The organism is Stenotrophomonas geniculata ATCC 19374 = JCM 13324, assembly GCF_001431625.1.
In the GTDB taxonomy this organism is placed as follows: Bacteria; Pseudomonadota; Gammaproteobacteria; order Xanthomonadales; family Xanthomonadaceae; genus Stenotrophomonas; species Stenotrophomonas geniculata.
Map to the genome: position 1 here is coordinate 1 of NZ_LLXT01000127.1, position 26,707 is coordinate 26,707.

At 67.0% G+C, this 26,707-nt stretch carries 25 protein-coding genes; 9 read left to right on the top strand and 16 right to left on the bottom strand.

Features of this window, described 5'->3' with window-relative positions; translation table 11 throughout:
• Positions 1 to 312 precede the first annotated feature (312 nt).
• Both ARC63_RS15830 and ARC63_RS15835 read right to left on the bottom strand, forming a co-directional pair.
• The gene (locus tag ARC63_RS15830; protein WP_057503783.1) at positions 313 to 966 is read right to left on the bottom strand and encodes a response regulator; all 654 of its coding nucleotides are present in this window, start codon (positions 964 to 966) and stop codon (positions 313 to 315) included.
• Positions 959 to 3,988 (bottom strand): sensor histidine kinase, encoded by a 3,030-nt coding sequence (locus tag ARC63_RS15835; RefSeq protein ID WP_054171955.1) that lies wholly within the window; start codon positions 3,986 to 3,988, stop codon positions 959 to 961. The genes ARC63_RS15830 and ARC63_RS15835 overlap by 8 nt, the downstream gene beginning before the upstream one ends.
• A gap of 96 nt (positions 3,989 to 4,084) precedes the next feature.
• Between ARC63_RS15835 and ARC63_RS15840 the strand changes: the two genes are divergently transcribed.
• From ARC63_RS15840 to ARC63_RS15870, 7 genes are all read left to right on the top strand, one after another.
• Positions 4,085 to 4,417, top strand: a complete 333-nt coding sequence (locus ARC63_RS15840; RefSeq protein WP_057503784.1) for a hypothetical protein — start codon at positions 4,085 to 4,087, stop codon at positions 4,415 to 4,417.
• 50 nt (positions 4,418 to 4,467) lie between these two features.
• Positions 4,468 to 4,911, top strand: coding sequence for a helix-turn-helix transcriptional regulator (locus tag ARC63_RS15845; RefSeq protein ID WP_057503785.1), 444 nt, complete (start codon positions 4,468 to 4,470; stop codon positions 4,909 to 4,911).
• Positions 4,908 to 5,564, top strand: a complete 657-nt coding sequence (locus ARC63_RS15850; protein WP_057503786.1) for a hydrolase — start codon at positions 4,908 to 4,910, stop codon at positions 5,562 to 5,564. Before ARC63_RS15845 ends, ARC63_RS15850 begins: the two co-directional genes overlap by 4 nt.
• A 2-nt stretch (positions 5,565 to 5,566) precedes the next feature.
• The gene (locus ARC63_RS15855; RefSeq protein WP_057503787.1) at positions 5,567 to 5,992 is read left to right on the top strand and encodes a DoxX family protein; all 426 of its coding nucleotides are present in this window, start codon (positions 5,567 to 5,569) and stop codon (positions 5,990 to 5,992) included.
• Between the two features lie 119 nt (positions 5,993 to 6,111).
• Complete coding sequence (locus tag ARC63_RS15860; RefSeq protein ID WP_197657190.1) at positions 6,112 to 7,959, top strand: amidohydrolase; 1,848 nt, start codon at positions 6,112 to 6,114, stop codon at positions 7,957 to 7,959.
• A complete protein-coding gene (locus tag ARC63_RS15865; protein ID WP_057503789.1) occupies positions 7,938 to 9,221 on the top strand; it encodes an alginate export family protein in 1,284 nt (427 codons plus the stop codon). The genes ARC63_RS15860 and ARC63_RS15865 overlap by 22 nt, the downstream gene beginning before the upstream one ends.
• Entirely contained in the window at positions 9,215 to 10,861 is a 1,647-nt protein-coding gene (locus tag ARC63_RS15870) for an MFS transporter (RefSeq protein ID WP_057503790.1), read from the top strand. Before ARC63_RS15865 ends, ARC63_RS15870 begins: the two co-directional genes overlap by 7 nt.
• A 122-nt stretch (positions 10,862 to 10,983) precedes the next feature.
• On the opposite strand, the gene ARC63_RS15875 is transcribed toward ARC63_RS15870, so the two are convergent.
• Complete coding sequence (locus ARC63_RS15875) at positions 10,984 to 11,808, bottom strand: alpha/beta fold hydrolase (RefSeq protein WP_049455073.1); 825 nt, start codon at positions 11,806 to 11,808, stop codon at positions 10,984 to 10,986.
• A 186-nt stretch (positions 11,809 to 11,994) separates the two neighbouring features.
• Between ARC63_RS15875 and ARC63_RS15880 the strand changes: the two genes are divergently transcribed.
• Positions 11,995 to 12,381 carry a hypothetical protein gene (locus ARC63_RS15880; RefSeq protein WP_057503791.1) on the top strand — a complete coding sequence of 129 codons (387 nt, stop codon included), beginning with the start codon at positions 11,995 to 11,997 and terminating at the stop codon, positions 12,379 to 12,381.
• 69 nt (positions 12,382 to 12,450) lie between these two features.
• On the opposite strand, the gene ARC63_RS15885 is transcribed toward ARC63_RS15880, so the two are convergent.
• The 13 genes from ARC63_RS15885 to ARC63_RS15945 form a co-directional block, all read right to left on the bottom strand.
• Positions 12,451 to 13,164 carry a DUF2968 domain-containing protein gene (locus ARC63_RS15885; protein WP_053443198.1) on the bottom strand — a complete coding sequence of 238 codons (714 nt, stop codon included), beginning with the start codon at positions 13,162 to 13,164 and terminating at the stop codon, positions 12,451 to 12,453.
• 99 nt (positions 13,165 to 13,263) lie between these two features.
• Entirely contained in the window at positions 13,264 to 15,423 is a 2,160-nt protein-coding gene (locus ARC63_RS15890; RefSeq protein WP_010485121.1) for a TadG family pilus assembly protein, read from the bottom strand.
• An 8-nt stretch (positions 15,424 to 15,431) separates the two neighbouring features.
• Positions 15,432 to 15,890, bottom strand: a complete 459-nt coding sequence (locus ARC63_RS15895; protein ID WP_053443197.1) for a DUF3613 domain-containing protein — start codon at positions 15,888 to 15,890, stop codon at positions 15,432 to 15,434.
• Positions 15,887 to 16,783, bottom strand: coding sequence for a tetratricopeptide repeat protein (locus ARC63_RS15900; RefSeq protein ID WP_010485125.1), 897 nt, complete (start codon positions 16,781 to 16,783; stop codon positions 15,887 to 15,889). The genes ARC63_RS15895 and ARC63_RS15900 overlap by 4 nt, the downstream gene beginning before the upstream one ends.
• On the bottom strand, positions 16,783 to 17,718 hold the full coding sequence (locus ARC63_RS15905; protein WP_010485128.1) for a type II secretion system F family protein: 936 nt from the start codon (positions 17,716 to 17,718) through the stop codon (positions 16,783 to 16,785). The genes ARC63_RS15900 and ARC63_RS15905 overlap by 1 nt, the downstream gene beginning before the upstream one ends.
• Before the next feature lie 28 nt (positions 17,719 to 17,746).
• Positions 17,747 to 18,703 (bottom strand): type II secretion system F family protein, encoded by a 957-nt coding sequence (locus ARC63_RS15910; protein ID WP_049410331.1) that lies wholly within the window; start codon positions 18,701 to 18,703, stop codon positions 17,747 to 17,749.
• Positions 18,704 to 18,705: 2 nt separating this feature from the next.
• The gene (locus tag ARC63_RS15915; RefSeq protein WP_010485132.1) at positions 18,706 to 20,055 is read right to left on the bottom strand and encodes a TadA family conjugal transfer-associated ATPase; all 1,350 of its coding nucleotides are present in this window, start codon (positions 20,053 to 20,055) and stop codon (positions 18,706 to 18,708) included.
• Positions 20,040 to 21,296, bottom strand: coding sequence for a CpaE/TadZ family protein (locus ARC63_RS15920; RefSeq protein ID WP_010485134.1), 1,257 nt, complete (start codon positions 21,294 to 21,296; stop codon positions 20,040 to 20,042). Before ARC63_RS15920 ends, ARC63_RS15915 begins: the two co-directional genes overlap by 16 nt.
• A 27-nt stretch (positions 21,297 to 21,323) precedes the next feature.
• On the bottom strand, positions 21,324 to 22,682 hold the full coding sequence (locus ARC63_RS15925) for a type II and III secretion system protein family protein (RefSeq protein ID WP_010485136.1): 1,359 nt from the start codon (positions 22,680 to 22,682) through the stop codon (positions 21,324 to 21,326).
• Between the two features lie 18 nt (positions 22,683 to 22,700).
• Positions 22,701 to 23,738, bottom strand: a complete 1,038-nt coding sequence (gene cpaB / locus ARC63_RS15930) for a Flp pilus assembly protein CpaB (RefSeq protein ID WP_057503792.1) — start codon at positions 23,736 to 23,738, stop codon at positions 22,701 to 22,703.
• A 23-nt stretch (positions 23,739 to 23,761) separates the two neighbouring features.
• A complete protein-coding gene (locus ARC63_RS15935) occupies positions 23,762 to 24,238 on the bottom strand; it encodes a TadE/TadG family type IV pilus assembly protein (RefSeq protein WP_010485140.1) in 477 nt (158 codons plus the stop codon).
• On the bottom strand, positions 24,235 to 24,780 hold the full coding sequence (locus ARC63_RS15940) for an A24 family peptidase (RefSeq protein ID WP_019337869.1): 546 nt from the start codon (positions 24,778 to 24,780) through the stop codon (positions 24,235 to 24,237). Before ARC63_RS15940 ends, ARC63_RS15935 begins: the two co-directional genes overlap by 4 nt.
• 65 nt (positions 24,781 to 24,845) lie before the next feature.
• Positions 24,846 to 25,037: a Flp family type IVb pilin gene (locus tag ARC63_RS15945; protein ID WP_057503793.1), complete on the bottom strand. Its 192-nt coding sequence runs from the start codon at positions 25,035 to 25,037 to the stop codon at positions 24,846 to 24,848.
• Between the two features lie 686 nt (positions 25,038 to 25,723).
• Here ARC63_RS15945 and ARC63_RS15950 point away from each other — a divergent pair.
• The gene (locus ARC63_RS15950) at positions 25,724 to 26,704 is read left to right on the top strand and encodes an AraC family transcriptional regulator (RefSeq protein WP_010485148.1); all 981 of its coding nucleotides are present in this window, start codon (positions 25,724 to 25,726) and stop codon (positions 26,702 to 26,704) included.
• Positions 26,705 to 26,707: the final 3 nt, after the last annotated feature.

The window sequence follows — 26,707 nt, forward strand, 5'->3', positions numbered from 1 at the left end:
CCTTCGACAGTTTCCTGCGGTGTGTTGGAACGGCTCTTGGGGTCAGATTGATTTCGATATCTGACAGAAGTGTCGACCAAGGTCGACACCTACCAACCGCCATCGGAATCTGTCAGAGGTGGGGCGGTGTCGGAGTGCGGGGTGTCAGCCGCACGGATGCGGCTGCCAAGCTTACAGGGACGTACTTGCCGCGTCCCCGCACTCCGGCACCGGTCCGCCATCCCACGGAAAGCCCGCTTTTGCTGTTGAGGTTGCCGGCCAGCGGCCGGCACTGCCGCGGGTGCAGGGCTGCAAGCCCTGCCGAACAACCCCCTAATCGTGACCGCTGTCGTCCAGGCTGATGATGCCGCGCCTCAGCGCCTGGGTCACCGCATGCGTGCGATCACCCACGCCCAGCTTGTCCATCAGGCTCTTCATGTGGGCCTTCACCGTCTGCTCGGAAATCTGCATGCGCTCGCCGATGCGCTTGTTCGACAGGCCACCGGCCACGTGCCGCAGTACCTCGGTCTCGCGCGGTGACAGGCGGTCTTCGATCACATGCGCGGCGATGCTGGCGGCCACCGCTGGAGGAATCGGCGCACGGCGGCCACCGGCCACCATGCGGATGGTGTCGACCAGTTCGTGGCGCAGCATGTCCTTCAGCAGATAAGCGCTGGCACCCGCCTGCAGGGCCCGCACCGCGCGTACATCGCCGCGGTAGGTGGTCAGCACGATGATGCGCGCACGCGGGTCCATCGCGCGGATCCGTACGATCGCTTCGACGCCATCCAGGCGTGGCATCTGCAGGTCCATCAGCACCACGTCGGGCCGCAGCTGCTGGTAGCGTGCGATGGCTTCCTCGCCATCGGCGGCTTCGCCGAGCAGGCGCAGGTCGGAATGGGCGCCCAGCAGCGCCGCCAGGCCGTCACGCAGCAACGGGTGGTCGTCGACCACCAGCACGCCGATCGGGGCAGGGGACTCAGTCATGGTTTGCTTTACTCCAGGGCCAGCGCCAACGCGATGGGCGGCGGTGATACAGGCGCCGGGCGGGAACCGCCAGCGCGACTTCGGTCCCCAGCCCGGCGCGGGTCCACAGCTGCAGTTCCGCACCGAGGCGCTGTGCACGTTCGCGCATGCCCTGCAGGCCCCAATGACCATGGCCGGCGTTCTCGTCGGCGATGCCGACGCCATCGTCGCGCACGTGCAGCAGGAAGCAACGCGTGCCGTACGACAGCTCCACTTCGATGGCGCTGGCGTTGGCGTGGCGCAACGCGTTGCGGATGGCCTCGCGACCAATCAGGAACACTTCCTCCGCGGCATCGGCCTGTAGTGGTGGCGTCGCGCCCTCAACGGTCAGGCGCAGAGGATTGGTGCCATGCCCCGCGTACTCGGCATGCACATCGGCCAATGCCGAAGCCAGGTCGCGGCCGGCGAAAGGGCCGTCGCGCAATGCGTTGACGCGTTCGCGGCCCTCGGCCAGATTGCGCTCGGCCAGCTGCATCGCCGACTCCAGCTGGCCGCGCACTGCTTCTGGCGTCTGCGCGGACTGGCTGATTGCATGCAGGCGCAGGATCAGGCCCTGGCTACCCTGCAGCAAGGTGTCGTGCAGGTCGCGCGCGATGCGCTCGCGCTCGCCGTTGCGTTCCTGCAGGCGCGCGCGGAACAGCGCGGCGAGCTGGCCACTTCGGATGCGCACGGCCAGTACGAGCAGCGCCAGCACGGCGGCCACGCACAGCAGCTTGAACCACACGGTCTGGATGAAGGTGGGCGCGATGCGGAAGCTGCGGCTGGCCGGGACCGTGCTCCAGATGCCGTCCTCATTGGCGGCTTCCACGTCGAAGCGATAGCTTCCCGGCGCCAGGTTGGTGTAATAGGCGCGGGTGCTGCTGCCTGCGTCCTGCCAGCCGTCATCGACGCCGGAGAGTCGATAGCGATAGCGGTTGCGCTCCGGGCGGGCCAGTGAAAGCGCCACGTAGTCGATCTGCAGCTGGCTGGTGCCGGCCGGCAGGCGCAGGCCGTCCCGCAGTGGTTGCTGTTCGCTGCCATACAGCACGTCGCCGATGCGAACGCTGGGTGCCAGTGTGTTGACGTGCGAACGTTTAGTGTCCAGCCAGGCCAGGCCCTGGTTGGTCGCCAGCCACAGAAGACCGTCGTCGGCCAGGGTGGCGGTGGCGATCGGCCCGCTCTGCAGGGCAATGCCGGGCATGCCATCCACCGCATCGAACAGGCGGGGCGTCACCTGCTGCCCTGCCTGCATTGCTCGGCGCAACAGGCTGCTCTCAAGACGCACCAGGCCTCGGCTGCCATTGAGCCACAGATGCCCGCCCGCATCGGCGACCATGCCGGTGATGCCTTCGAGGACGCCGGCCATGTCGGTGCGCACTGCAACGAAGGGCCCCTCGCCGATGCGTGCGGCGAGTCCGGCTTCGCCGGCTACCAGCAGCAGGTCCTGATGCTGCAGCAGGGCGGTCACCGGCCCTACCGAAAGGCCCTGCGCTGCGCCGAAGGCATCGATGGTCGTGGTGCCCATCCGGCGCACGCGACCATCGGCGTAACCGAGCAGCAGCTGGCCATGGGCGTCCAGCGCCAGGGAGGAGCAGGCCTGCTCGGGCAGGCGACTCGCCCGCTGCCATTGCTCGTCCCGGTAATGCAGCACACCGCGTTCGCCCGTGCATACCCAGGCCTGCGTCTCGTCGGGAAACAGCAGGGCGTGCAGCGGCTGCCCGGTGAACGGCGCGGGCAGCGGAATCAGCGTGGTACGGCCTTCGACAGTGCGCGCCAGATTGACCCAATCGAACTGCCAGATCGGCGCAGGTGCCTGCCGCGCTGCGGCCTGCAGCTGTGCGGCGCTGCCTTCCAGCAGGGACCGCCGCAGGTCGTAGGGCTTGAGGTCTTCACCGTAGCCGTAGACCCGTCCGTCAGTGGTGCGCACCAGCGAGCGGTAGGGATCACTGGGGCCGACCGCCAGGGTGTGCACGCTGCGCGCGCGGAAGCGGTTGAGGCCAAGATTGGTACCTACCCAGAGGTTGCCTTCGCGGTCGGCGATGATCGGCACCGCCGAGGTGGCCGTCAGGCCATGCGGTGAATCGAAGCGCTCCATGCGCACGGCTCGGGTGCCGTCGAACGTGACCCGGGCGACGCCTCCATGCGGGCTCATCGTCGCCCACAGCGCGCCGTCGGTGGTGAACTGCATGCGGGCAGCGACCAGGTCGGGCAGGCGCCTCGCCTCACGTTCGGGCCCGGTCAGCAGACCATGTGCGTTTGCCAGTGGCGAGGCGCCACGGACGCGGTCGGCCAGCCACACCTCACCCTGCGGGTTCTCCACCAGTGTTGCCATCTGCGAGACGGCGATGCCGGTATCAATGAAGGCCGCCTGGTGGGGTCCGCGCATCCATATCTTCAGATCCGCCAGTACCCAGAACGTGCCACGGCTGTCATGCAACACCCATTGCACGCGGTGTTCCGGCAGCCCGGCGGAGGCCGGCGGGGGTTGCCAGCGCCGGCCATCGAACCAGCGCAGCCCACCATTGATCGCTGCCCAGAGGCGGCCCTCGCGGTCCTGGCTGAAGTGCGGCACCACGCCGACCGGTACGCCCTGTTGCCGACCGTAGTTGTGCAGTTGGCCGCGTGCGAGTTGGCTGATGCCGGCCTGGAAGTAGCCGATCCACATTGCGTCATCGCGCCCGACTGCCAGGGTGACCATGTTGGTGGACGGGAAGCTGCTGCCCGGTGGTGGCGCCTGGCGTTCAAAACGGCGGCCGTCGAAGCGGTACAGGCCAGAACCGGTCGCCAGCCACAGCAGTCCATCACGGTCCTGCGCAATGTCCCATATATCGCCAGGCGCACCCTGGCCGACCCGCCATGCGGTGTGCTCGTAGCCGGGCAGTCCGCTGCTCAGGGCGGGGCGCTGCACGGCGAGCGCGGGCAGGGCGGTCATCAACAGCAGGCACGTCAGCAGCGCCGGTAAGCGACGCAGGAACGGGAAGGGGCGGCCACGCATGGTGCGCATTCTGGCAGGTGCGGGGCAGGCCAGGGTGACCCGAACGGGGTAGGCGGCACGCGGTCCGTTCCGATATCACGCCGGCATGCCCCGTGGAGCCCGGTCATGCAGCGCCTGTTCGTGATGTTTCCCGACCGTGGCCCGCGCCTCGGCCTGCTGTGGCTGCGGCTGTGCGTTGCGGCCGCTCTTTGCGGGCCCGATATGCCAGGCGGCTGGTGGTCGGCCTTGTACCTGCTGGCCGTAGCGATGCTCGCACTTGGTGTGCTGACACCACTGGCGGCAGTGATGGCGGCCTTGGGTCTGTCCACGCTGCCCGGGCCTTGGCCACTGGCGCTGCTGCCTCTGGCCCTGCTGGTGCTGGGGCCGGGCGCCTATTCGCTGGACGCACGGCTGTTCGGTCGCCGCGTGATCGGCCGCCGGCCTCCCCCATTCGGGTAGGTGCTGGCCTCGACCGACGGGGGTAGGGCATCGTGCAGGCGCCCCGCACCATGGGCCACCCCCTCGCGGCGACCTCGATGGCCACCGTTACTCCACAGGAATTCCCCGCTGCGTCGCTGGCACCACAGCAGGTCGCAGCATTGCAGCGTGCATTGCGCTATGTCGATGAACACCTGTCGCAGCCGCTGCGGGTGACCGAGCTGGCGGCGGCCGCCTGCGTCAGCCGCTTCCATCTGGTACGCCTGTTCCGCGCCGGTACCGGCGCCAGCCCGCTGCGCTATGTCCGCCGCCGTCGCATCGAGCGCGCGCGCCAGCTGCTGCCGTGCGCGCAGCTGCCGATGGCCTGCCTCGCCCAGCAGCTGGGCTTCTTCGACCAGAGCCATTTCGTCCGCAGCTTCCGCGCGGAGACCGGCTGCAGCCCCGGCCAGTACGTTGCCGGCGATGCCGCCCTGTTGCATCCCCTTGATCGTGTTTCCAACGGAGTCCACCCATGAGCCTTGCCACCGCCACTCCCGCCCCGGCGCTGCTGTCGCCGACCGACCACGCCCTGGTGCTGATCGACTTCCAGTCGCAGATGGCGTTCGCCACCCACACCATCGACATCTCCGCGCTGCGCAACAACGTGTCGCTGATCGGCAAGGGCGCCAAGGGCTTCAATGTACCGGTCGTGCTGACCACAGTCGCCGAAGCATCGTTCTCCGGGCCGATGTTCCCGGAACTGCCGCAGATCTTTCCGGGCCAGACGGTGTTCGATCGCACCTCGATGAACACCTGGGAAGACCAGCCTGTGATCGATGAGATCAACCGCATCGGCAAGCGCCGTCTGGCCATCGCCGGCCTGTGGACCAGCGTCTGCATCGTCGGCCCGGCGCTGTCGGCACTGGCGCAGGGCTTCGAGGTATATGTGATCACCGATGCCTGTGGTGATGTCAGCGAAGAAGCGCACGAGCGTGCGATCACCCGCATGGTGCAGGCCGGCGCGGTGCCGATGACCAGCGTGCAGTACCTGCTTGAGCTGCAGCGCGACTGGGCACGGGGTGAAACCTACGACCTGACCACCGGCATTGCCCGCGACCACGCCGGCGGCTACGGCATCGGCATCCAGTACGCCAAGCGCATGTTCGGCGCGCAGGAAGGCGGGCACTGAGCATGGTGGCTGGCCATGGCCTCGACCTGGCCCTGCTGATGCTGCGCGTGGCGGCAGGAGGCTTCCTGCTGCCGCACGCACTGGGCAAGCTGTTCGGCTGGTTCGGTGGACCGGGGCTGTCCGGCTTTGCTGCCGAGCTGCGCGGTTTCGGGCTGCCGGCAGCGGCACCGTTGCCGTTGCTGCTGGCCCTGCTGCAGGTGCTGTCCGGGCTGGCCGTGCTGCTGGGATGGCAGACCCGCATCGCTGCGCTTGCGGCGGCCGCCTTCATCGGTTTCACCGTCCTGTTGGCCCTGCCCAAGGGCTGGTTCTGGATGCGCGGCGGCAGTGAGTACCCGGTGATGTGGACCACGGTACTGCTGGCCATCGCGCTGGCCGGGCCCGGCACCTGGGCGCTGGACGTCCACCGACTTCCGGGAGACCTCGCATGAGTCACGATCCACTCGATCACGGCCGCCGCAACGTGGTGCTGGCCAGCGGTGCCGCTGTTGCGCTCAGCCTGGCCGGTCGCGCCGGTGCTGCACTCGATTCCACTTCCAAGGAGCGTCGCATGAGCACGCTGGTCATCCGCAATGCCCGCATTACCACGCTCGATCCGCAGCAGCCGCATGCGCAGGCGCTGGCCGTTCAGGACGGGCGTATCGTCGCCGTTGGCAGCGACGAGGACATCATGCGTGGCTGGGGCAATGAAGCGACCCTGATCGACGCGCAGGGCCGGCGCCTGCTACCCGGCCTCAACGACAGCCACACCCACCTGATCCGTGGTGGCCTGAACTACAACCTGGAGCTGCGCTGGGACGGCCTGCGTTCGCTGGGCGACGCCCTGGACATGCTGAAGGCCCAGGTCGACCGCACGCCCGCTCCGCAGTGGGTACGCGTGGTCGGTGGCTTCACTGCCGCGCAGTTCAACGAGAAGCGCCTGCCGACGCTGCAGGAGCTCAATGACATCGCGCCGGATACCCCGGTGTTCCTGCTGCACCTGTACGACCGCGCACTACTCAACCGTGCCGCGCTGCGCGCCTGCGGCTACACCAGGGACACGCCGGATCCGCCGGGCGGGCAGATCGTGCGTGATTCGCTGGGCAACCCGACCGGGCTGCTGCTGGCCAAACCCAATGCGTTGATCCTGTACGCCACGCTGGCCAAGGGCCCGCGCCTGCCGATCGAATACCAGGCGAACTCGACGCGCCACTTCATGCGCGAACTGAACCGGCTCGGCATCACCTCGGTGATCGACGCCGGCGGCGGCTTCCAGAACTACCCCGAGGACTACCAGGTCATCGAGCAGCTGCACCGCGATGACCAGTTGACGGTGCGCATCGCCTACAACCTGTTCACCCAGAACAAGGGCAGGGAAGTGGATGACTTCCGTGGCTGGAGCGAGATCCTGCAGCCGCGCCAGGGCGATGACCTGCTGCGCCACAACGGTGCCGGCGAGATGCTGGTGTTCTCCGCGGCTGATTTCGAGCTGTTCAACGAACCGCGACCGGAGCTGCCACCAGAACTGGAGCCGGAACTGCACGACGTGGTGAAGCTGCTGGTCGAGAAGCGTTGGCCGTTCCGCATCCACGCCACCTACGACGAGAGCATCAGCCGCATTCTCGATGTCTACGAACAGGTGAACCGTGAGGTGCCGTTCGATGGCCTGCACTGGTTCATCGACCACGCCGAGACCATCACCCCGCGCAACATCGAGCGCATCCGCGCGCTGGGTGGCGGCATCGCCGTGCAGCACCGCATGGCCTACCAGGGCGAAGCCTTCGTCGAGCGCTATGGCGTGCAGGCCGCGCGGCATACGCCGCCGGTCAGGCGCATGCTGGCCGAAGGCGTGCCGGTCGGTGCCGGTACCGACGCCACCCGCGTGGCCAGCTACAACCCATGGGTGGCGCTGTCGTGGCTGGTGACCGGGCGTACCGTCGGTGGCCTGGCCCTGTATGGCGACGAGAATCTGCTGGAGCGCGAACAGGCGCTGCGCCTGTGGACCCAGGGCAGCGCCTGGTTCTCCGGCGACGAGGCGGTGAAGGGCACCCTGAAAGCCGGCCAGCTGGCCGACTTCATCCTGCTCTCGGCCGATTTTTTCCGCGTTGACGATGCGCAGATCGCCGACATCACCAGCGTGCTGACCGTGGTCGGTGGGCGCATCGTGCATGCCGACGGCGACTATGCGGGGCTTGCGCCGCAGCTGCCGCCGGCGATGCCGGACTGGTCGCCGGTCAACCGTTTCGGTGGCTACCATGTCGGGGGCGCCGCCACCGGATTGGCCACTGCCCATCGCCACCATCACGGCGCGGCCTGCAGTACCCACGGCGTGCACGGGCATGCCGCGCAGCATGCGGCGCCCACCGATGACCTGACCGCGTTCTGGGGCGCGATGGGATGTTCGTGCTTCGCGTTCTGAGCCTGGCGCTGCTGGCAGTGCCATCGCTGGCGCTGGCCTGCGAGGGTGGCCATTGCACTGGCGCCGGCGACGGCCAATTGCGGTGGGACGCCTCGCTGCGCCTGCGTGGCCTGTACTACGACCCGACCCGGTTCGGCATCGGTGGCAGTGAAGATGGCTACGGCCTGCTGCGCGCGCTGGCCTCGGCCACCTATGCGGAGGACAGCTGGCAGGCGAAGCTGCAGCTGGGCGTGCATGCCGAGAATGGCAAGGCAGGCGGCCCAGGCCGCACCGACCGCAGCGCGCTGGACGTGCAGCAGGCGTACTGGCGCTGGCAGCGTGGCAGCTTCCACCTGCAACTGGGCCGGCAGGAAGCCGGCTATGGCAGCTCGCGGCTGCTGTCGGTGCGCGATGGGCCGAATATCCGCCTGGCCTTCGATGGTGCGCGCCTGGGTTGGAAGGGCCGCCTCGGCACGCTTGACCTGATGGCGCTGCGGCCGGTGCAGAACCGGCCGGGAGCCTTCGATGATCATGGCGAACACGGTGCCCACCTGTGGGGTGCCTATGCCACCACGGCACGCGGGCAGGGCGCAGGACAGTGGGATCTGTACCTGCTGGACTACCGCCGGGAAGGAGCACGCTTCTCGGCGGGTTTCGGCATCGAACGGCGGCAGACCGTGGGTGCGCGCTGGTTCGGCCAGTCCGGTTCACTGGACTGGAACAGTGAACTGGTGGCGCAGGGCGGTGAACTGCGCACCTCGGCAGCTACGCTCGACATCCGCGCCTGGACGCTGGCCACCGACACCGGCTGGCGCTGGACGGCCCTGCCGCTGCAACCGCGGTTGGGACTGAAGGCGGACATCGCCAGTGGCGATGGCAATCTGCATGACGGCCGCCTGGGAACCTTCAATGCACTGTTCCCGAAATCGGCCTACTTCAGCGAGGCCAGCCTGCTGGCCCCGGCCAACCTGATGGACGTCCAGCCGACCCTGACCCTCCGCCTGCACGACGCGGTGACGACGGAGCTGGGCGTACAGATGGCCTGGAAGCATCGTCGTGCCGATGCGGTGTACACCACGCCGGCACCCCTGGTGGCCTTGCCCGGCACGGCCGGAGGTGCACGCCGGATAGGCACCCAATACAAATCCGAAACCCGCTGGCAGGCCAGCGAACACTGGCAATGGCAGCTGCAGCTGGCCTGGGTCGATGCGGGTCCTGCGCTGAAGCAGGCCGGTGGCCAGGACACGCTGTTTGCCTCGATCGTTGGAGCATGGCAATGGTGAACGCAACCGCGTCGCATCCCCCCGCACCGGCCGCAGGTGCCTGGTCCCCGCTGAAGATCAGGATGTTCCGCTCGATCTGGCTGGCGATCCTGGCCAGCAACATCGGCACCTGGGTCAACGACGTGGCCGCCGCCTGGGTGATGGCCGAACGTACCGGCTCACCGTTGATGGTGGCCCTGGTGCAGTCGGCCACCACCGTGCCGATCGTGCTGCTGGCACTGGCCGCCGGAACGCTGGCCGACATCGTCGATCGCCGCAGGTACCTGCTGGCGACCCAGGGCTGGATGCTGCTGGTCGCGGCAGCGATGGCGGCGCTGACTGCGATGGACATGCTGACCCCGCAGCTGCTGGTGCTGCTGACCTTCTGCATGGGGTGCGGTGCAGCGATGGCGATGCCGGCGCAGGCCGCGATCGTGTCCGAACTGGTGCCGCAGCCGATGCTGGCCTCAGCGGTGGCGCTGAACTCGATCGGCATCAACATCGCGCGATCGATCGGCCCCGCCATCGGCGGCGTGATCGTCGCCCAGCTCGGTGCGGTCTGGGCGTTCGGCTTCAACGCCATCACGTTCGCCGCGATGCTGTTCGTGGTGTGGGGTTGGAAGCGCGACCCGAAGCAGTCGAGCCTGCCGCCGGAGGGTTTTGGCGCAGGGTTGAAGGCGGGCCTGCGTTATGCCAGCCGTGCCGGACGCCTGCAGGCCGTGCTGATCAAGTCGGTCGGCTTCTTCTTCTTTGCCGCGGCGATGAACGCGTTGCTGCCGGTGGTGGTGCGTGGGCAGATGCACGGTGGGGCCGGGCAGTACGGCATGCTGCTGGGCTGCATCGGTATCGGTGCAGTGGGCGGTGCCTTGCTGCTGCCGAAGCTGCGCGCGCAGATGGATCGCGACCTGCTGGTGCTGCTGGCCACGCTCTCACTTGCGCTGAGCCTGGTCGGGCTGGCGCTGACCCGCAGCTGGTACGTGCTGCCATTGGTGATGCTGATCAACGGTTTTGCCTGGATCACCGTGCTGTCGTCACTGCAGATTGCCGCCCAGACCGCGGTACCAGCGTGGGTACGCGCGCGTGCACTGGCGCTGTACATCATGGTGTTCTCCGCCGGCATGGCGGCCGGTGGCCTGAGCTGGGGTGCGCTGGCTCAGCGTACCTCGCCGGAGCTGGCGTTGCTGGTGGCTGCCGCAGGTGCGGTGATCGGCGGATTGCTGGTGTGGCGCGTGCGCATCGCCGGTACCGAAGACCTGAACCTGCGTCCGGCCGGGCACTGGCCGGCACCAGAGCTGTCGGTGCCGGTGTCGAACGATCGCGGCCCGGTGCTGGTCACCATCGAGTACCGCATCGACGATGCTGATCGTGCCGCGTTCCAGGCGCAGATGCGCGCGCTGGGCACGATCCGCCGCCGCGATGGGGCCGTGGTCTGGGGCGTGGTCGAGGATGTGGCCAGCCCGGGCATCCACCTGGAGTATTTTGTGACCCCGTCGTGGCTGGAGCACCTGCGCCAGCACGAGCGCATCACCGCCGACGACAAGGCGATCCAGGAAGTGCTGCGGGAACTGCATCGCGGTGAGCGCGCACCGGTGGTACGCCACTTCGTGGGTGGGCATGACCCGCTGCCTGCCGCCGTGCCGCATCACCACACCGACATCTGACCCGCAGGTGGTAGAGCCGGCCGCTGGCCGGCTGCGCGTGATCACGATGGATGATCGGGTTGCCGGCCAGCGGCCGGCACTACCGAAGGAGCGGCGGCGCCCTGGGGCGCCACCGCGGGACATCATTTGCGTGCGAACGCCAGCAGGTCGGCGTTGAACTGGTCGGCGTGGGTAACGGTCAGGCCGTGCGGCGCACCGGGGTACACCTTCAACTCGGCGTCCTTGATGATCTGCGAGGATAGCTTGGCCGAGGCATCGAACGGCACGATCTGGTCGTCATCACCGTGCACGACCAGCGCCGGCACATCGATCTTCTTCAGGTCCTCGGTGTAGTCCACTTCCGAGAACTCGTGCACGCAGTCGTACTGACCCTTGACGCCACCGAGCATGCCCTGCAGCCAGAACGCATCACGCATGCCCTGGGTAACGGTGTTGCCGTCGCGGTTGGCGCCGAAGAACGGCGTGGTCAGGTCCTTGAAGAACTGCGAGCGGTCACCGCCGGTGCCTTTGCGGATGCCGTCGAAGACGTCCAACGGGGTGCCGGCCGGGTTGGCTTCGGTCTTCAGCATCAGCGGCGGCACCGCGCCGACCAGCACCACCTTGGCCACGCGCTTGCTGCCGTGGCGGCCGATGTAGTGGGCCACTTCGCCGCCACCGGTGGAATGGCCGACCAGGATCGCATCCTTCAGGTCCAGTGCTTCGATCACTGCGGCCAGGTCATCGGCGTAGGTGTCCATGTTGTTGCCGTCCCAGGTCTGGCTGGAGCGGCCGTGGCTGCGACGGTCGTGAGCGATCACGCGGAAGCCGTTCTGGCCCATGAACAGCATCTGCGGGTCCCAGGCATCGGACGACAGCGGCCAGCCGTGGGCGAACACGATCGGCTGGCCGGTACCCCAATCCTTGTAGAAGATGCGGGCGCCGTCGGCGACGGTGACGAAGTTGCTCATTGCGGTTTCCTTGGCGGAAGGGAGGGAAGGCACTGGCAGTTGTGCCGGTGCCTCCGGCAGTACAGCGCAGCGCCAGGCCGGCGACTTGCACGGCTGTGCTGGATTACACCGGATGTGACGCATATCGCTCTGGCACGAAGCCGTTCCGGCATTGAGGATGGCGATAGCCCTGCTGAGGAGCCTGCGATGTTGAATGCGTGTTGGAGTCCACTGTTGTGCCTGCTGCTGGCCGCGGGCGCGCACGCTCAGACCAACGTCTACAAATGCGTGGACGGGCCGCATCCGGTCTACCAGCAGACGCCGTGCCAGGGGCATGCGGAATGGCGCTGGGAGGTGCCGGCGGAGCCGGCCTCAACGGGTGCAACCGTGGCCAAGGCGGCGAGCCCAGCCTCAAGCCGTCCGCGTGTGGTACCGCAGGCGCGTGCGCGGGCCGCACTGATATCGATCAGCGCGGATCCTGCCGCCTGTGAGCACGCGCGGCAGCAACGCGCAAAGGTGCTGGCCAATGGCAAGCGCATGGACTTCGTGCAGCGCCGGCAACTGGACGATGCCGTGCATGAGGCGTGCCGCTGAAACGAAATGGTGCCGGAAACGACAACGGCGCCCGCAGGCGCCGTTGGACAGGATGCGAGGTGCTGGACCTCAGCGACCGTCGCTGGCAGCCGCCGGTGCCGGCGAGGGCACGCTGTCCGGCTTGGGCAGGCTCAGCTCCGGGTTGCCCTGTTCCGCCTGCAGGATCTGGATGCGGCGCTGCAGGGAATCCAACTGGCTGTTGGTGCTCTGCACGTCGCTGCTCAGGCTGACCGCCTGCTGCTGGGCCTGCTGAAGGGCGGCGCTGACCTGGGCCGACTGTGCCTGCTGCTGTTCCATTTCCTGCTGCAGGGCGCGCAGGCGTTCCTCGTTGTAGGCCACCAGGCGCTCGGTATAGCGCTTGCCGGCCTCCAGGCGGGTGGTGTCGATGTAGACCTGGGCCAGCTGCTCGGACTGCTGCGCGAAGGTGCGGTAGACACGCTCGGCGTTGTCGACGGCATCGGTCTTGATCACCCGCCAGAAATTCTTCTCCTGGAACAGGGCGACGTAGTAGGTCAGGGTGTTGGCATTGAACAGCAGGCTGGCGCCGTAATTGCCGTTGTAGGTGGTGCGCAGCTCGGTCAGCTGGCGGGCATCCATCAGCTGCTTGAGCTCGTCAACGGTGTTGCGCACCACCGGTGCGGTACGTGCGGCCGGCTCTGCGGCTGCTTCGCGGTCGCTACGGGCAGCCATCGCCGCCGGTGCCACCAGCATCATGGTCACGGCCAGCAGTGCCGCGCCGCGCGCGTGCCGGGCGAAGACCGCGCCCCCTGAAGTTTCTCGCATGTCTAGACCATCCACGGATGAGTGTGGGTTGAGATGAAGGTGGTTCCCCGCCGGGAGTCTAGCATGTGCGCGGGCGCCGCCAAGGGCGCCCGTCACGGGTCAGTAGACCAGTTGTGCGGGCGTGCACTGGATGGACTGGACATGCACATCCGTACGGCCCAGTTCCAGGCCCAGTACCTGGGCCAGCAGCGAGCGCAGCAGCGAGCCGACACTGTTGAGCAGCGGCTTCAGGACGTCCAGGGCGGGCTTCAGCAGGAAGCACAGCAGGCCCGAACAACTGACCGGGCCATTGCCGGGGGCGGTGACGCCGTCGCCGGCGAACTGGTCCAGGAACCCGGCATCGGCGGTCTGCAGGTAGGAAGTCAGGTTGTACTTCATGCAATTGTTGTAGGTGGTGTCATCCAGGGCGCCGATCAGGCTGTTGCACTGCTTGACCAGCAGCCCACCCACAAGCGCTCCCAGGACGCCATCGAGGAGCCCCGAGCCAACCCCGGTCACTGCGTTGCGGAATCCTTGCCAGACCTTGCCGTCGACCATGCAGGTCACCAGCACACAGCTGGTCGGTACCCCCTTGGTGATGTCCCAGTTTCCCAGTGGTTTCAATCCCTGCGTACTGTCTCCGAATTCCAGCAGCTTGATGGTTGCGTCGACATCGTATCGCTTGCGACCAACGTTGGCTGCTTTCAGGTAGCGATCGGCCAACTGCGCTGCGGTCGAGCCCTGGCTCATGCCATCGTCGCGCGGATCGAGCACCCCGGACAGTACGCGCAGCAGTTCGCTGACCAGCTCGGACACGGCGGTGCCCACCTCCAGGGAGTTGACCTGGGTTGAACCGGTCGCGCCGGCGGGGAGGGTGAGGCTTTGCGTGTCGGTCAGCGTATTGACCTTGATGCTGTCATTTATCAACGGGGCGCCGAGCAGTGTCAGCATCTGTTCCTTCTGCAGGGTGTCGCCACAGACATTCTGCTTGGAAAACCGCTCGCTGTCGGCCACCTTGCCGACGCAGGCGCGCAGCACGGAGGACTCGACCTTGATCGTCGCCGTGGGAGGCGTACTGCCACATTGCAGGCTGGTCAGGGTCGCCATTGCATTGGTCACGTCTGCATGGACCGGCAGCTTCAGGCGGATGCCCAGCAGTGAAAGTACGCCGCCTGCAACGGGGATGTTGTTGGTGTCGATGTCGAGGAAGACGCGGATCTGCGCGTTGTAGGCGCGCGAGCCAATGCCTCCGATGGCGATCGACGGCGGCTCCACCACGGCGGCTTTCGCATTGACCAGGCCCAACAGGTTGAGGTCATTGACCGAGACCGCGCGGCCGCCATTGGCTATGCTGATGCTGGTCCCTATGAGGTCCAGCACATTGACATCGGCCTGCAGCGCGCTGGAAATCGTTCCATCCGGCGCGACCACGCGTGCGAACAAGCCGCCGCCGCTGTCATCGGAGCCGAGTTTCACCTCCAGCTGCTTGAGGTCGATGCCCTGCACGACCAGGGCATTCTCCAGCGCACTCAGGTCCACGTGGGCAACGCCCTGCTGGGTGAGCAGGTCAACGGTCGCCTGAAGGATCTTGCCCAGCTTGACCTTGCGGCCCGCCAGCAGATTGTTGAACTCGGCCACGCCCATGTTGACGTCGATCGGAATGCCCAGTGCCTGCAGCAGTCCGTTCGGGGTGATATGCGCCTGTGCAAGGCCGTCGTAGCCGAGCAGGGTGGTCTTGTCGAGGTCGGCACCCACCAGTTTCAGGACATTTCCCAGTGGCGTGTTGCCGTTGATGCGGAGCAGTTGCGAGCCGACACTGAAAACCGCCGTGGGCTCTGCACGGCGCGCCACGGCCTGGGCGGTCACGGTCGGCAGGCTGCTGTTCTGCCCGAAGAAGGGAAGCACCGCGCGGCGGGTGATGACACGAACGGCGTTGCGTTGATTCGCAGCATCGACGGCCGGGCTGAAGTGACCCTCGGTGGCCCGGGTCACGTTCCAGTTTCCGCAACGGATTTCCAGGCTCCCAGCGAACCTGTTCTGGGTGAGTGCGCTCTGCCGCGCAGCACTGTTGTCGCTGTTGTCCGAGGTGCACAGCTCCAGCCGTTGCGCTCCCGCCAGTGCGGCCAGATCAGCGACTTTCTGCGCATCGCGCTTGGCCCAGAACAGGTAACCGATCTCGATCAGGCCCAGCATCGCCAGCAACGCCAGCATGACCAGCATCATGGTGATCGACATGCCGCCCCGTGGGCGGCTGAAACTGAACTGGCGTGGGCGTTTCATGGCCTACCTCAGCGTCCGGATGAGGATGATCCCTTGGACTTGGCGACATCGGTTTCAAAGAAGTCCGGGATCTCGTGTTCGAAGCTCTTCATGTAGCGGGCGTAGCTCAGCGTCGCCTGGTCGCCGAGGATCGGCAGGTGCTGCCCGGCCTGTTGCCCCGATGCCTGCAGGCGGAACAGGTTGCGCGTGGTATCGCCGATCTGGCTGCGGCCGGGTCGCGCGGCTGCAGCATTGCCATCGGTGATGGCCACTGCTGCGGGCGCCGCCTGCGGCACCGGTGCTGGCGGGGCCATCAGGTCCACGGTGGCCAGTGACTCGGACTGCAGCGGCTGCGGCGTCGGCACAGCCGGCGTGCTGCCGCCAAGCATCTGACCGGTCAGCGGCTGTTGCTGCGCCTGCACGGCAGTGGCCGGTAACAGGCAGATCAGAACGGGCAGCAGGCGTCGGGTCAGGGGCGTCGCGGTCATGGTGTGTTCCCGTTCGGGTGGTCGGAGGTGCTGAAGCGTTCCAGCATCGAGGGCGGCAGGCGCTGCGGATCGCGTTCGTCGCGGCTGTCGCGGCGTGGTTCCGCCGCCAGTCGCGTGGCGGCGGGCGGGTTGCCGACGGCATCTCTGGCGAGAGCACGCGCAGTGGCCGGCACGGCTGCGGCAGCGGCCGATGCGGCCTGGCGTTGCTGCAGGCGGGCACGGATCTGCGCCGCCTGCTGCTGGATGCTGAGCCGGGTCTCGTCGTTGAGGTTGGCCTGCTGGGCGAGGCGTTCGGCGGTGGTGGTGTCGCCACGCAGCACCGCCCACAGCGCGAGGTTGGCAGTGGCCTTGGCATTGCCCGGCGACAGCTCCAGCGCCTTGGCCAGGGGTTCGCGCGCGCGCTCGAACTGCCCGGCGCGCAGCCGCGCATAGCCGAGGTCGCCGAGATAGCTTGTATTCAATGGCTGCAGTTCGGTCGCCCGCGCCAGTGCCTGCTCACTGCCGGCGTCGTCGTCGCGGCGCGCGGCAATCAGGCCCAGGCCATGTGCGGCCGCGGCAGCCTGGGGACCACTGGAAAGATCGCGGTACAGGGCGATCGCAGCATCGGCCTGGCCGGTCTCGCGCAGCGCGTCGGCCTGCAGCAGACGCAATGCCGGAGGATCGCCGTAGCGCTGACGGAAGGCGTCGACGTGGGCGAGCGAGGCATACCATGCGCCTTGCTGCTGCATGCGTTCGATCAGCTCCAGGTAGGCATTGCGGCTGTCCTGCGGCGCCGGTTCGGGCGCGGCCAGGCTGGGCGCGCGCAGGTACTTCGGTGTGGTCGATGCACAGCCGCTGGCGCCGGCAACGGCGGCCAGGGCAACAATCAGGCAGGAAGTGCGCAGGGCAGGCATCAGGGGGACCCCATCTTGGACATGGTAGTGGCCAGCGCGACCAGCGCCGGGCCGGCAAGGACCAGCATCAGCGCTGGCAGCAGGGTCAGCATCATCACCACGGTCATCTTCACCGAGAGCTTGCCGACCTTTTCCTTCAGCGTGTTGCGACGCTGTTCGCGCAGGCGGATGCTGAACTGCCGCAGCGGCTCCTGCACCGCGCCACCATGGGCGTGCACCTGCAGGATCAGCTGCATCAGGCTGGTCAGGTCATCGTCTGCATAGACCTCGCTCAGCCGGCGCAGCGACTGTGCGCGCGTGCGGCCATGGGTATAGGCGACGTTGGCCTCCTGCAGCTCGCCGCCGAGGACCGGCAATGCATCGCGCAGCTTGTCGCCGAGCGTCTGCAGGCTCTGGTCCATGCTGAAGCCCACGCCCTGCAGCAGGCGCAGCAGGTCGATCAGCAGCGGCAGCTCGTTGTCGACCGCGCGCCGACGGCGCTTCACCCAGGAGGAGAGAATGAACTTGGGCAGCAGCAGGCCAGCGGCCAAGGCGCCGATGATCACCATGATCCTGGCCAGCCCGGTGACGCTGCTGAATGTCAGCACCAGTGCCAGCACCAGCACGGCCAGCAGCAGGCGCAGGCCGAGGTAGATGGCCGTACCGCGGCGGGTGTTCCACCCGGCCAGATCCAACAGCAGCCGGTCTTCATTGGCCAGCAATGCCGCTTCCAGGCGGCCGCCGCTGAGGGCACGGCCGAAGCGTTCGAGCCAGCCCAGCGAATCGTGCCGTGCAGGTTCGGGGTCACGGGACGCCTCGCGCGGCTGCAGGGCGGTCTTCAACGTGGCCGTTGTACGCTGCTCACGATGGCTGCGTACCCAGCCGCCGATACCCAGCAGGGCGATACCTGCAGCCAGTACGAGCAGGGAGAGGGCGAACCAGGCGCTGGCGCTCATCGGTCGTCTCCGGCGGGGCGGGGGTGGTTCATAGCGATTTGGCCAGGCGATACAGCAGGAAGCCACCGACAAGCTCCATGCCCAGTGCAAGCAGCAGGATCTTGTGGCCAAGCGGATCGTGCAGCACCGGCTGGAAGAAGTCCGGGCTGGCGATCGCCATCAGCACCGCGCAGGCCGGTGGCAGCAGGCCCAGCACCCAGGCTGACATGCGCGTCTCCGAGGTCGTTGCCGCAAGCTCCTGCTGGGCCTGTTCCAGATCGCGCATGAAATCGCCCATGCGCTGCAGGATCTGGTCGGAGCGCCCGCCGATGCGCACGCTGACACCGATCACCACCGACAACACCTTCAACACATCCATGCGATAGGGATGCGAGGCCTGTGCGAGTGCACGGTCCAGCTCCATGCCACTGCGCGCAAAGCGCACCGTAGTGTCCAGCAGCCCGCGCAACGGCGCGCTGGTCTGCATCGAAGCAACCTGGAACGCGGCCTGCAGGCTGTTGCCCAGTGCCGTCAGCCGCACCAGATTGTCGAGGAAGTCCGGCAGCTGATGCAGCAGTTGCGCACGCAGCTTCGTGGTCCGCCGCATCACCCACAGCCAGCAGCCAAGCAGGTACAGCAGCAGGGTCAGCGGAAACATCCATGCGGTGCCCAGCCGCAGCATCGCCACCACCGACAGTACCAGCCCCGGTACCAGCAGCATGATGGGAATTTTCCAGCCGGTCTGCAGCCCTGCGCGCTGCAGCAGGCCATCCAGCGGCAGCACGCGGCGCCCGGTGCTGGCGGGCCGCGCCGGATCGTTGGCAGCGGTGACGGACGGCCCGGCGGGTGCTCCGCCCGTGGCGCTTCCGCGCGAAAGCTGCTGCTCGGCGTGCCGCATTGAAACCTGGCGTTGTTCACGGCTGCTGGCCGTGCCCCACAGCCAGGCTGCCAGCGCCAGCAGCACCGCGATGATGCTCAACATGCCCAGCAGCGCGCCGGTTCCCATGCTCAGAAGTCTCCGTAGAGCGATTCGCGCAGTTGTTGGCGGAACGGCTCCAGCTTGTGTGAGTGCGGATGGAAGCCCAGCCCGACCCAGCGATCGATCTCTTTGCCGTTGCCGTCGATCTGCAGCTCGTGGCGGAACATTTCCTGGGTGGTGATCAGGTTGTCGCTGACACCGGTGATCTCGGTGATCGATACCAGCACGCGGCGCCCGCTGCCCAGGCGCGAGATCTGCACGATGAAGTCGATGGCACTGGCGATCTGCCGGCGCAGGCTGTCCTCGCTGCCCTGGAAGCCGGCAAAGCCGGCCAGCATCTCGATCCGGTACAGGCAGTCGCGCGGTGAGTTGGCGTGGATGGTGGCCATCGAGCCGTCGTGGCCGGTGTTCATTGCCTGCAGCATTTCCAGGACCTCGGCGCCGCGCACCTCGCCCACCACGATGCGGTCGGGGCGCATGCGCAGGCTGTTGCGGACCAGATCGCGGATGCTGACCGCACCGTGGCCTTCGGCGCCACCGATACGGCTTTCCAGGCGGACCACATGCGGGTGGTTGAGCGAGAGCTCGGCGGTGTCCTCGACGGTGATCACGCGCTCGTTCGCGGGGACGTAGCTGGCCAGGGCGTTCAGCAGCGAGGTCTTGCCGGAGCTGGTGCCGCCGGATACCAGGATGTTGCAGCGGCCCAGCACCATCGCCTTCAGCAAGGCCTGCATCGGCGCATCGAAGGTGCCCTTGGCCAGCAGTTCATCGGGGGTGAACGGGTCTTTGCGGAACTTGCGGATGGACACCATCGGTCCATCCACCGCCAGTGGCGAGATGATCGCGTTGAGACGGCCGCCGTTGGGCAGGCGCGCATCGACCATCGGATTGGAGTCATCCAGCCGGCGCCCAAGCGGGGCGAGGATGCGGCGCAGGATGCGCAGCAGATGCGTATCGTCGGTGAAGCGCTGGGTGGCCCGCTTGAGCTGGCCGCCCTGGGACACGTGCACATCCTTGAAACCGTTGATCAGGATGTCTTCGATGGACGCGTCGTGCAGCAGGTCGTCCAGCGGGCCAAAGCCGGTCAGCTCCTTGACCAGGCCGTTGGCCACCACCTGCATTTCCTCTTCGTTGATCGGGATGCGCCACTCCTGGATGAAGCCCACCGTCTGCACCTGCACCCAACGGGCGATGGTGTCGGGGGCCCAGGAATCGATGTCGATGCGCTCGTCCTCGATGCTGTTGAGCAGGTGCTCATGCGCGGCCGAGAGCACCTTCTGGTACTGCTCGGTCTGCGCGAACGGCTGGTGGCCCGGCGAGCTTTCGGGCAGCACCGGCCGGGCAACGGCATGCGGGAACGGGGTTACCTTGTCTTCCATTGCGATCCACCCAGGGCAAGGGAGAGTCTTTCCCGCAGGCCCTGCGCCTGGACCGGGCAAGCAGCCGGATCCAGGCGCGAAACCAGCGGAGCGAGGGCACGCAGGTAGGGGTCGCGCGGTGCATCCTGCAGCAGCAGGTGGCCCTGGCTGGCAGCCAGGCGCACGCGCGGTCGTTCGGGAAGCGTCGCCAGCAGGGGCACCTCGAAGCGGCGCGCGATCTGCTCCGGGCTCATGCCGCTGCTGTCATCGTGGCGGTTGATCACCAGCTGCAGGCGCTTCTCGCGTTCGCGCTGCCCGGCAAGATGCTTCAGTGCCTGGTCGAGCGACACCAGTGTGGCGATGGAGGCATCGGTGACCAGCCAGATCTCGTCGGCCTGGTCCAGCAGCAGCGGCGGCAGCTGACGCAGCGGGCAGCCACCGGCATCACACAGCACGCTGGCGAACACGGTGCGCAGGCGCTGCAGCAACGCACCCGGATCGGACGGCGGTACCGCATCGCTGCCGCTGGCGCGGTCCAGCAGCACCAGCCCGGAATCGTGACGGGCCATGGCCGTGCGGGCGAGGGTGGCATCGATGCGGCTGGCGTTGCGCAGCGCGTCTTCGTAATGGAAGCGGCTGTCCAGGTTGAGGTACAGCGCGAGGTCACCCGAAGGCTGGGCCAGCTCCATCAGCAGGCCGTCCTGCAGCAGTGCCTCGCCCTGTGCCAGCGCACGGGTCTGCTGTGCCAGCACCGAGAGGTGTGCGGCCAGCGTACTGGTGCCGACCCCGGCGCGCACGCCCAGCAGCACGATCAGGCGCGCCTTGTGCGCGTGCTGCGCGGCGGCAGCTGGTCGTGGCGACAGGGCGCGGCGCAGCGCGGCCTCGATGCCGACGTTGTCGCTGTCCAGATCCAGCACATCACGCAGGCCCGCCCGCAATGCGATGACGACGCCTTCCACCTGGCCGGCGCTGGTGGCACCGACGGCAACCAATGCCAGATCCGGCTCTGTCTGTTGCAGTTGCTGCGCCAGCACGCTGGAGGCGGCCGCATGTTCGGGGCGGAAATCGAGCAGCACAAGGCTCTGCGGCCCACGTTGCAGATCCTGGGCGGAGGTCGGCGTACTGCTGTCCTGCCAGTGCAGGGTAGTGGTCGGCGGCAGTTTGGCCGCCAGCCGGGGCAGCAGTTCGCGATCCATTCCATACAGGACCAGGTTCATCGGCGGTCCTTGCGGATGCAGCGGCTGGGCAGTGGCATAGGGCATGGGCGTGGTATCGCAGGCATCATGGAATCAGCGTGAGAAGCCGGGCACCGGGTCCTGGCTGATCGGACCCAGCAGCCAGGCGCCCCATTCGGGCATGTGCGGCTTGGCTTCGCGGTCACCGGGCAGTGGCAGGTCGGTGTTGCGTGCCAGCGGCTTCACCAAGCGTGGCGTGACGATGATCACCAGTTCCTTGTCCTGGCGCTTGTAGTCGAAGTTGCGGAAGAACGAGCCGATGATCGGCAGGTCACCCAGCAGCGGGATCTTGCCGACGCTGGACACCACGTTGGAACTGACCAGGCCACCGATCACGAAGCTCTCGCCATCGCCCAGCTCGACCGTGGTGTCGGCACGGCGGGTGGTGATCGAGGGAATCTGCACGCCGTTGAGCGCGATGGCGTTGCTGTAGTCCAGGTCACTGGCTTCCGGTGCGACTTTCAGGGCGATGCGGTTCGGCGCCAGTACCGTCGGTGTCACGGTCAGGCCGATGCCGAAGGGCTTGTAGGTGATCGTCGTGGTGCCCAGCCCCTGCGGTTCCAGGATCGGCAGCTCGCCGCCGGCCAGGAAACTGGCGCTCTGCCCGGACAGCGCGACCAGTGTCGGCTCGGCCAGCACGCGCGCCATGCCATTGCTCTGCAGCAGGTCGACGTCGGCATTCCACAGGCCCTTGGTCGAGCCGAATACCAGGCGGAAGGCCGAAGAAATGGGTGATTCGGCTTCGTTGCCGGAGTTGCCTTCCTTCATGCCGGGCAGGATGCCGGTGTTGCCCGGCAACTGGCCGCCCGGGCGGGCGAAGCCGTAGGCGAAGTTGCCGTTGCGGTTCTGGAAGCTGATGCCGATCTGCTTCAATGCGGTCTTGTTGAACTCGACCACCTTGACCTCGACCTGGACCACGCCGCCGCTGCTCACCGTGGATGCGTCGGCAAGCAGGCCCTCCTTGCCCAGCGCCATGGCGGCGGTCTTCTGTTCCTGCATGTGCGAGAGCACGCTGTCGGTGCTTCCCTGCAGCAGGCCCTGATTGTCCTGCTGGGTGAATACCAGCCCGTTCGCGCCGGTGTCGGCCGCACCCTGCACCGCGCTTTGTACCCGCACCTGCAGGCGCTGTGGTTCGGCCTGCTTTCGGTGCCAGAGCAGCAGCGTGGTAGTGCCGGGCGCCTTGCCGACCAGCAATGCCTGGCGCTGGCCGCGCAGCATCACGATATCGGCCACGCCCGGATCGGCAATGGCGACCCGCTCCAGATCGCCCGGCAGGGTCCAGGGACGCTGCTCACGCGCCTGCAGCACCAGGTCGTCGGCGGCCACGCTCGTCGCCGGTGCCAGCAGCACCAGCAGCAGGGCCAGCCAGCGCTGGCGGGGGGAAGGGCGTGGACTGCGGCGACGTTCGGTCATGGATGCGCTCGATGCAGGTCAAAGGGAACCACGGGGGGCGGAGCTGTCGCCTCGGATGATTTCGATACCCGATGCGCGCGGGGCACTGCGCCGCGGTGCGGGTGCGCGTGCCGGGGCATCCTGGGCGCTGCGCGCCGGTGTGTTGCTGCGCCCGGCCAACGCATCGCCGTCGATGCCGGCGAAGGCGTGATTCTCTGGCCGTTGCAGCGCAAGCTGCTGCTCCGCATCAAGCCCCCGCAGCGGATCGATCACCCCGCGTGCCTGCGGGAACAGCGCCAGATCGGGCTGGCCGGAATCGGCAGGGTTGCGCAGGGCGAGGAACAGCTTGCCCTGCTGTGCACCCAGCAGCAGCCGGTTGGCGTCGGCCACCGGTACCGCCAGTACCGCGCTGCGTGCGGGCTGGGCAGTCTCGCTGCCCGTGCTCTGGGTGCTGCTGCTTCCGGTGATGTCAGCGGCGCGCGGATCGTTGCGGGCATCGGCTTCAGTGCTGGCAACAGCGTCATGGTTGGACGGGGCGATGTCCTGCTGGCCATAGCTGAGCACGCGCAGGCGTGACAACAGCAGGCGCGTCTGTGCTGCATCGGCCGGGCCGCTGGCGCTGGATTGGGCAGTGCGCAGGTTGAGGAACACGTCGACGAAATCACCCGGCAGGATGCGGTTGCCGGCACCCACCAGCTCGTCCACCGGGACCGCGAGTGCGCGTTCCCCGGGGCGCAGCTGCAGCGAGAATCCCTGCGCGAGTGCATTGCTGCTGATCGCCGTGCCTTCGGCGATGTCCTGCACCGGTACCTTTCCGACCACGGCGGAAATGCTGGTGGCGGCACCGGCAACCGGGGCGCTGCGCTGTGCCAGACGCAATCCGTTGGCAGAGATCGGTTCGCCGGCCGGCAGGCGTGCCACCGCCTCCACCACGGTGATCGCCTGGGCATCGCTCCGCGCGACCGGGGCAACCGTGGCCGGCGCGGCCTGCTTGCGCCCGATCATCAAGGCGATCACCGCCAGCAGCACGGCCAGCCCGATCAGGGCGACGGCAGCAATGCGGGTCAACTTGAGCATGGAACCGTCTCCTGTACCGAACGTCAGTTGCCGCTGCCGAGGTCGAGCTGAGCGACCGCGACGCTGCGGATGGGAGCCCGCATCACCCACTTGTAGAGCGTGGCGGTGCCGGGCAGGAAGGGGTGGCTTGCGTAGTCGTAGCTGACTGTCACGGTCATGCACTGGGCGCTGGCCAGTCCGGCGCAGGGGGCCTGCGCCGAAACCAGAATGGCGTTGCTTCCGCCATTGCTGCAGTCGACCGGCTGACCCGAGAAGTTCAGCAGCCACTGCATCGAACTGCGCGCCGCAACACAGGCTGCAGTACGGCGTTCGTTGGCGCTGCCATAGCGCAGCGATGCGCGCGCACCCTCGGCCGAGGCGGTTGCCAGGGTCTGCTGGGCCGCCATGATCATCACGCCGGAGAACGTGAACAACAGCAGTGGCAGCAGGCCCAGCATCAGCATCAGTGCGAACTCGATGCTGGCCACGCCGCGTTGCCGGCGTGGGTTCTGGATGTTCATGCCACACCTCCGTACGTGCTGATGAGGATCCAGGCGATGGCGGATACCGCCAGGTAGGCGGCGTAGGGAATGCCTTGGCGTCCCTGGCGGGCGCTCTGCATTCCGCGTAGCGCCGGGTGCGAATGCCATTGCGAACTCGCCCGATGCATATGGGCTTGAAGGCCGATGGGCAGTGCTGGACCCAACCGGCGTGATACCAGCACCAGTGCGGCATGTGCGCCCGCTGCCAGGCTGGCCGCGATCCAGATCGGCAGCAGTGCCTGCCAGCCCAGCATCAATCCCAGTACCGAAAAGAATTTGACATCGCCGGCGCCCATCCAGCGCACTGCATGGAAAGGCAGCAATGCGACCAGGCCGAGCGCCGCGCCGGCAATGTGGGAAGCCCACGGCAGGCGCGGCGCGTTGAACTGTCCGGCGATGAGCACGACAACGGTGATCGCGCATGCGGACAGCAGCCAGGCGTTGGGCACCCGACGGGCGTACAGATCGCTGATCGCGATCCGCAGGCACACACCGATGGCCAGCAATCCCAGCAGTGTCATCGCACCCTCCATTGTCCGTCAGTGGACGGTCAGCAGTTGCTGTCCCTGATCAGCCTGGGAGCGGCTCAGGCCGGTGGGTTGCCTGACGCCTTGTCGGCAAGCTTGGTGAGATTCTCAAAGAGCGTTTCGAAGAACTCCTTGATCTGCGTGCTGCCCAGTGCGATCAGGACACCCGCAATCACAGCCGCCAGCAGGCCGTACTCGAGTGCGGTAACGCCATCTTCTTCCTTCAGGAACTTGCGGATCGATGCATTCATGACGTTTGTCTCCCTTTACCTGTCTGCTACAGGACACCTGTTGGGCGGTGGCCCGGCTCCGCCGGGATCGTCCGTGGACCTCCGCACGTCCTGGCGGAGGAGGCACGGCGGGATGGACCCGCCATGCTCAAGCAGGGTGATCGATTCCAGGCGGGACGCCGTTCGCGCAACCGCGACCGCACGGCGCGGAGCCGTTGGTCGAAGTGTCGAGCGATACGTGCATGGTCATGCTGTCCCCCTGGGTGTGGTCATTATCAAAGACCGGATCACCGTGTCATCGACTTTGCCTGAATGGCGGCCGGCTGCAACCGGAACCTATATGCAAATTCGGCAGAATCCCTTCGGTCCTTAATTTTTCACGCGGGTTCTGTGACGGAAATCCGTTCGTTCGCAAAACGATTCATCGACGTGCAGATAATGTGAGGCGGGTTTTTCAGTTGCATGCGAAAACTGTGCCAAACACCACGACTTTGTTTTCACGTCTGTATCCATCTTATTCAATGCGGTGCAGATGTTTACCCCGTTGAATTATCGGGCATACTCGTATTCAAGTACTCGCGTTTCTTTTGGGGTGCGCACTTTGCTGGCGCGCATCCCGGCGATGGAAGAGATTCCATGAGAGGTGCGCGCCCTGTCAGGCAGTGGGGGCCGTATCGCACGACGGATAATCGGGGGACGACACTGTCATGGTCGATGGTGGGGTAGGAGACAGCGACGACAGCGGCCTGCGGTCGATCGACCTGGCGACGCTGAGCGGCGTGCTTCGTGTATGTGATGTCGAACTGCTACTGCTCGATGGCAATGGGCCGCGGGCGGCCTTCGCTTCACGCGTGCACGAGGAGGCGTTGTTCTGCAGCATCAGCTGTGGATTCCATTGCCGTGGACGATTCATGCTGCCGCCGGACTGGGCGATGCTGGGGTATCTGCACGCGACCGATGAAACCCTGAGCTGGTGCCACGGTGTACCGCTCGTACCTGGAATGGCGTTGACCGTGATGCCGGAGGGTATCAGCGAGTTCACCCTGAGCCCGGGCACGCACATGACCCTGATGCTGGTGCCGGTGGCGCGGGTGCAGCGCAAGCTGACCGAACTGAGCCTGCGCAGTACACCGCCGGCCGGACAGGCACTTTCGCTGTTCAATCTCGCCAGCGAGGCCGCCCCGCTGGCACAGCACTACCAGCAGCTGCACCTGCAGCTGGGCCAGGGCACGGGGCTGCAGCCTGAAGAAACCGAGCGGCTGTTGCACGAACATGTGCAGGCACTGCTGGGCGCGGGTTCCGCCGATCGCCCGGGTTGCAGCCGTGCGCGGCGCACGCATTATCTGATCGCACAGCGGGCGGAAAACTTCATGCGCCTCAACCTGCGCCGCAATATCTACATGAACGAGATCTGCGATGCTGCCGGTGTCAGCGAGCGTGGCCTGCGCTACGCGTTCGAGGACCTGTTCGGCACGTCGCCCAATCGTTATCTGTCGATGCTGCGCCTGTGCGCGGCCTGCCGCAGCCTGTCGATGGCTGATTCCAGCCGCCGTTCGGTCAAGGCCATCGCCCTCAGCTGTGGCCTGTGGGACCTGTCGCGCTTCGCCGACAACTACCGCAAGGTCTTCGGTGAACTGCCGCGTGACACGCTGATGCGCGCTCCCGCGCAGATCGGCCAGCCAGCTTGATTC

What these genes read in the sequence shown, in the direction of transcription:
- ARC63_RS15830 (WP_057503783.1), bottom strand. Translation starts at nt 966, where the DNA reads ATGACTGAGTCCCCTGCCCCGATCGGCGTGCTGGTGGTCGACGACCAC.
- ARC63_RS15835 (WP_054171955.1), bottom strand. Translation starts at nt 3,988, where the DNA reads ATGCGCACCATGCGTGGCCGCCCCTTCCCGTTCCTGCGTCGCTTACCG.
- ARC63_RS15840 (WP_057503784.1), top strand. Translation starts at nt 4,085, where the DNA reads ATGCAGCGCCTGTTCGTGATGTTTCCCGACCGTGGCCCGCGCCTCGGC.
- ARC63_RS15845 (WP_057503785.1), top strand. Translation starts at nt 4,468, where the DNA reads ATGGGCCACCCCCTCGCGGCGACCTCGATGGCCACCGTTACTCCACAG.
- ARC63_RS15850 (WP_057503786.1), top strand. Translation starts at nt 4,908, where the DNA reads ATGAGCCTTGCCACCGCCACTCCCGCCCCGGCGCTGCTGTCGCCGACC.
- ARC63_RS15855 (WP_057503787.1), top strand. Translation starts at nt 5,567, where the DNA reads ATGGTGGCTGGCCATGGCCTCGACCTGGCCCTGCTGATGCTGCGCGTG.
- ARC63_RS15860 (WP_197657190.1), top strand. Translation starts at nt 6,112, where the DNA reads ATGAGCACGCTGGTCATCCGCAATGCCCGCATTACCACGCTCGATCCG.
- ARC63_RS15865 (WP_057503789.1), top strand. Translation starts at nt 7,938, where the DNA reads ATGTTCGTGCTTCGCGTTCTGAGCCTGGCGCTGCTGGCAGTGCCATCG.
- ARC63_RS15870 (WP_057503790.1), top strand. Translation starts at nt 9,215, where the DNA reads ATGGTGAACGCAACCGCGTCGCATCCCCCCGCACCGGCCGCAGGTGCC.
- ARC63_RS15875 (WP_049455073.1), bottom strand. Translation starts at nt 11,808, where the DNA reads ATGAGCAACTTCGTCACCGTCGCCGACGGCGCCCGCATCTTCTACAAG.
- ARC63_RS15880 (WP_057503791.1), top strand. Translation starts at nt 11,995, where the DNA reads ATGTTGAATGCGTGTTGGAGTCCACTGTTGTGCCTGCTGCTGGCCGCG.
- ARC63_RS15885 (WP_053443198.1), bottom strand. Translation starts at nt 13,164, where the DNA reads ATGCGAGAAACTTCAGGGGGCGCGGTCTTCGCCCGGCACGCGCGCGGC.
- ARC63_RS15890 (WP_010485121.1), bottom strand. Translation starts at nt 15,423, where the DNA reads ATGAAACGCCCACGCCAGTTCAGTTTCAGCCGCCCACGGGGCGGCATG.
- ARC63_RS15895 (WP_053443197.1), bottom strand. Translation starts at nt 15,890, where the DNA reads ATGACCGCGACGCCCCTGACCCGACGCCTGCTGCCCGTTCTGATCTGC.
- ARC63_RS15900 (WP_010485125.1), bottom strand. Translation starts at nt 16,783, where the DNA reads ATGCCTGCCCTGCGCACTTCCTGCCTGATTGTTGCCCTGGCCGCCGTT.
- ARC63_RS15905 (WP_010485128.1), bottom strand. Translation starts at nt 17,718, where the DNA reads ATGAGCGCCAGCGCCTGGTTCGCCCTCTCCCTGCTCGTACTGGCTGCA.
- ARC63_RS15910 (WP_049410331.1), bottom strand. Translation starts at nt 18,703, where the DNA reads ATGGGAACCGGCGCGCTGCTGGGCATGTTGAGCATCATCGCGGTGCTG.
- ARC63_RS15915 (WP_010485132.1), bottom strand. Translation starts at nt 20,055, where the DNA reads ATGGAAGACAAGGTAACCCCGTTCCCGCATGCCGTTGCCCGGCCGGTG.
- ARC63_RS15920 (WP_010485134.1), bottom strand. Translation starts at nt 21,296, where the DNA reads ATGCCCTATGCCACTGCCCAGCCGCTGCATCCGCAAGGACCGCCGATG.
- ARC63_RS15925 (WP_010485136.1), bottom strand. Translation starts at nt 22,682, where the DNA reads ATGACCGAACGTCGCCGCAGTCCACGCCCTTCCCCCCGCCAGCGCTGG.
- cpaB (WP_057503792.1), bottom strand. Translation starts at nt 23,738, where the DNA reads ATGCTCAAGTTGACCCGCATTGCTGCCGTCGCCCTGATCGGGCTGGCC.
- ARC63_RS15935 (WP_010485140.1), bottom strand. Translation starts at nt 24,238, where the DNA reads ATGAACATCCAGAACCCACGCCGGCAACGCGGCGTGGCCAGCATCGAG.
- ARC63_RS15940 (WP_019337869.1), bottom strand. Translation starts at nt 24,780, where the DNA reads ATGACACTGCTGGGATTGCTGGCCATCGGTGTGTGCCTGCGGATCGCG.
- ARC63_RS15945 (WP_057503793.1), bottom strand. Translation starts at nt 25,037, where the DNA reads ATGAATGCATCGATCCGCAAGTTCCTGAAGGAAGAAGATGGCGTTACC.
- ARC63_RS15950 (WP_010485148.1), top strand. Translation starts at nt 25,724, where the DNA reads ATGGTCGATGGTGGGGTAGGAGACAGCGACGACAGCGGCCTGCGGTCG.